General features: G+C 76.0%; 3 protein-coding genes. All 3 read right to left on the reverse strand.

Features of this window, described 5'->3' with window-relative positions; genetic code table 11:
* Window positions 1-2,449: AAA family ATPase (locus tag E1166_RS32400; protein ID WP_243710596.1), on the reverse strand; the 2,449-nt coding region annotated here is incomplete at its 3' end.
* A gap of 44 nt (window positions 2,450-2,493) precedes the next feature.
* Complete coding sequence (locus E1166_RS29875) at window positions 2,494-2,991, reverse strand: hypothetical protein (RefSeq protein WP_132343163.1); 498 nt, start codon at window positions 2,989-2,991, stop codon at window positions 2,494-2,496.
* 46 nt (window positions 2,992-3,037) lie between these two features.
* Complete coding sequence (locus E1166_RS29880) at window positions 3,038-3,583, reverse strand: ATP/GTP-binding protein (RefSeq protein ID WP_243710597.1); 546 nt, start codon at window positions 3,581-3,583, stop codon at window positions 3,038-3,040.
* Window positions 3,584-3,690 lie beyond the last annotated feature (107 nt).

Consider the following 3,690-nt stretch of genomic DNA (forward strand, 5'->3'; position numbering starts at 1 on the left):
GGTCGAGGGAGGGGCGGACGCGTCCGCGGGCGGTGGCCACGTGGGCGGCGGTGACCGTGGACGCGGTCAGCGACTCACGCATGGCGGCCAGCGCCGCCTCGCGGATCAGCGCCGCGCAGTCCGCCGCCGAGAAGCCGGCCAGTTCCTCGCCGAGCGCGGCCAGGTCGACGTCCTCGGCGAGCGGCACGGTCCGGGACGCGGCGCGCAGGATCTCCGCCCGGGCCGGTCCGTCCGGCGGCGGCACGTGGACCAGGCGTTCCAGCCGGCCGGGGCGCAGCAGCGCCCGGTCCACCAGGTCCGGACGGTTGGTCGCGCCGACCACGACCACGTTGCGCAGCGCCTCGATTCCGTCCAGCTCGGTCAGCAGCGCCGCGACGACGCGATCGGTCGTGCCCCCGTCGCTCGACTGGCCGCGTACCGGGGCCAGGGCATCCACCTCGTCGAGGAAGACCAGCGTGGGTGCGGCCTCACGGGCCCGGCGGAACAGTTCCCGGACGGCCCGTTCGCTCTCGCCGACCCACTTGGAGAGCAGCTCCGCGCCCTTGACCGACAGCACGTTCGCCCGGCCGGAACCGGCCAGCGCGGTCACCAGATAGGTCTTGCCGCAGCCCGGCGGGCCGTAGAGGAGTACGCCCCGGGGCGGTTGCACGCCCAGCCGGGCGAAGGTGTCCGGGTAGGTCAGCGGCCACAGCACCGACTCGGTGAGGGTCTGTTTCACCTCGACCAGGTCGCCGACGTCGTCCAGGGTGACCGAGGCCAGCTCCAATGTGGAGGCGGCCATCGAGGTCGGCCGGACCACCTCCAGCGCGGCGGTGAAGTCGGCCATCGCCACCGTCGGCGTGCGCGCCGACTTCTGTCGCAGCGCCGCGCGTACCCCGGCCTCCCGTACCAGCGCGGCCAGGTCCGCCGCCACGAATCCCGGGGTACGCCCGGCCACCTCGTCGAGGCGTACGTCCTCGGCCAGCGGCACCTGCCGGGTCAGCACGGTCAGTTGCTCGCGGCGCAGCGCCGGGTCGGGCAGCGGCACGGTGATCCGCAGGGAGAGCAGGTCCGGGGCGTGCAGGGCGGAGTCGACCGACTCGGGTCGGGAGGTGGTGCAGACCACGGCTGCCCCGGACCGGACGGTCTCGGCCAGCACCTGCAGGAACACGGTGGCCACCGGGCCGGCGTCCTCGGCCGGGGCCAGCGCCTCCACGTCGGTGACCAGCAGCACCGCCGGCCCTGCGGCGCGCACCTCGGCGGCTGCTTCGCGCAGCCGGCGGGCCGCCGCGTCGGGGGCGAGCGCGGCCAGCTCGGGGGCCCAGAGCCGGCGTACCCGGGCGCCGACGGCCGCGGCGACGGCCCGGACCAGTGCCGACTTGCCCGACCCGGCCGGCCCGCTGACCAGTACGCCCAGCGAGACGCCGGTGCCCAGGCGGTCCAGCACCTCACGGTGGTGGAAGCCGAGGTCGAGTAGTTCGGTCAACTGCTCGGCCTGGGCGCGGAGCCCGGGCAGTTCGTCCACCCGCGGCGCGTCCTGCTCCGCCCCGGCCGGCTCCGCGTCCGCCCCGGCCGGCTCCGCGTCCGCCCCGGCCGGCTCCGCGTCCGCCCCGGCCGGCTCCGCGTCCGCCCCGGCCGGCTCCGCGTCCGCCCCGGCCGGCTCCGCGTCCGCCCCGGCCGGCTCCGCGTCCGCCCCGGCCGGCTCCGCGTCCGCCCCGGCCGGCTCCGCGTCCGCCCCGGCCGGCTCCGCGTCCGCCCCGGCCGGCTTCGGTCCGCCGGTGGTGCCGGCCCGGGCAGCCGCGACCTGTCCGCCGTCCGTCCTGCCACCTGCGTTCGACGTGTTGCCCACGCCCGGCGCGCCACCACCGACCACCGGGCCGGCGGAGCCGTGGGTGACGGGGCCGTGCTGCCAACCGACCGTGGTGTCCATGGTGACCAGCGCGCCGCCGGCCGGCTCGGCGTCGACCACGGTGAGCAGGGTGTTGGTCCAGGCGTACCCGACGGTGTTGGCCAGGCTGCGCCGGGCGGCCTCCACCAGGGCGCGTACCGGGGCGTCGGGAAGTACGTCCTGCGGGAGCAGGGAGACGTCGTCGCCGACGGTGACCATCTTGCCGAGCAGGGCCAACCGGAGCATCTCCGGCGCCACCGCCGCGACGACCGGCACCGGACCGGTCAGGGTCACCCGCCGCGCCGGTACCACCGGGACGGCGCAGACGCTCACCTGCCCGCCGTCGCGCAGTCCCAGGTTGCCCATGACCAGGTCGTCGGCATAGAGCAGCCGGGTGTTCGCACCCGGCTCGGCGGGCGCGACGATCCCGGCGGTCACCCGGCGGCCGGTCAGCCGCACCGGGTCACCGGGGCGCAGCGCGAGCGCGGTCAGCACCTCCGGGTGCAGCCGGACAATGCCCCGTCGGGCGTCCAGCGCGGCGGGCCGCAGGTGCGCGGTGAGGATCAGCTCCGGTTCGGCCACCGTCCGACCCTAGCTGGCCAGGGCGTCCCTCGCCCCGTCACCGGTCACCGGTCACCGGTCAGCAGCGACGGATTACGACGGATCATCTCGGCCAGTCGGGCCGCCGGGTCGTCGGTGGGCCGGTCGGGGGCGGGCGTCCAGTCGGGCACCGTCCGCCGGTCCGACGTCGGTCGGGCCGTTGGGGGCGTGACCGGGTTGTCCGGGCCGACCGTCGCTCCGGTCGCCGTCCACTCGACCCGCAGCGGGAACGTCCGTCCCTCGTGCTCGACCCGCAACGCCACGGAGAGACCCGGGTGGGCGTCCACCACACGGCGCACCGCCTCGACGGCATCCCGCACCGGATCCCGATCGAGGCTCGGCCGACCGTTGCCGGTCGGGTCGCCCCACGCGGGTCGGGCCGTACGCCCGTCCGGCGCCGATGCCGGGAAGGCGGCGGGCGACGCATGACGGCCCGATTCGTCGCCCGGGTCCCCCGCCCGGCGGCGCAGCGCCTCCTCCCGGCGGGCCATCCGGGCCAGTGTCTCGTCCAGACCACTTCTCATCGCGTCCCCCCTCTCTGCTGGAGAACGGGTCGCGGCGGCGAATGGTTCAGCCGCCCTGCTCCCTGATCGCGCGGTCCAGCGCCCGGTCCAGGACGACCAGGAGGGCGTCCCGTACCGACAGTCGGTCCCGGGCGTCGAACCGGACCAGCGGCACGTGGTCGCCGATGGCCAGCGCCCAGCGGATGACGTCCAGATCATGGGCGAGCCGGCCGTCGAAGGCGTTGACGCCGACCGCGAACGGCAACCCGGACCGCTCGAAGTAGTCGATCGCCGGGTAGCAGTCGTCCAGCCGGGAGCTGTCCGCGACCACGAGTGCGCCGAGTGCGCCTCGGGCCAGGTCGTCCCACATGAAGCCGAACCGGTTCTGGCCGGGTGTGCCGAACAGGTAGAGCTTCAGACTGCGGTCGATGGTGACGCAGCCGAAGTCCAGCGCCACGGTGGTGGTGGACTTCGTGCTCACGCCGCCCGGATCGTCCAACCCGATGCCGGCGCTGGTCATCTCCGCCTCGGTGGTCAGCGGGGCGATCTCGGAGATCGCGCCGACCGTGGTGGTCTTGCCGACCCCGAAGCCTCCGGCGATGAGGATCTTCACCGGGACCGGCGGCCGGTCCGGCCCGGACCCCGCAGCCGGCGTCGGGGCGGCAGCCGGTGACGCCGGAGGCCGGTACGGCGGCGGTGGGGCCACGGGCGTCCAGGGGG

Source organism: Micromonospora sp. KC213 (genome assembly GCF_004348325.1).
Taxonomy (GTDB): Bacteria; Actinomycetota; Actinomycetes; order Mycobacteriales; family Micromonosporaceae; genus Micromonospora.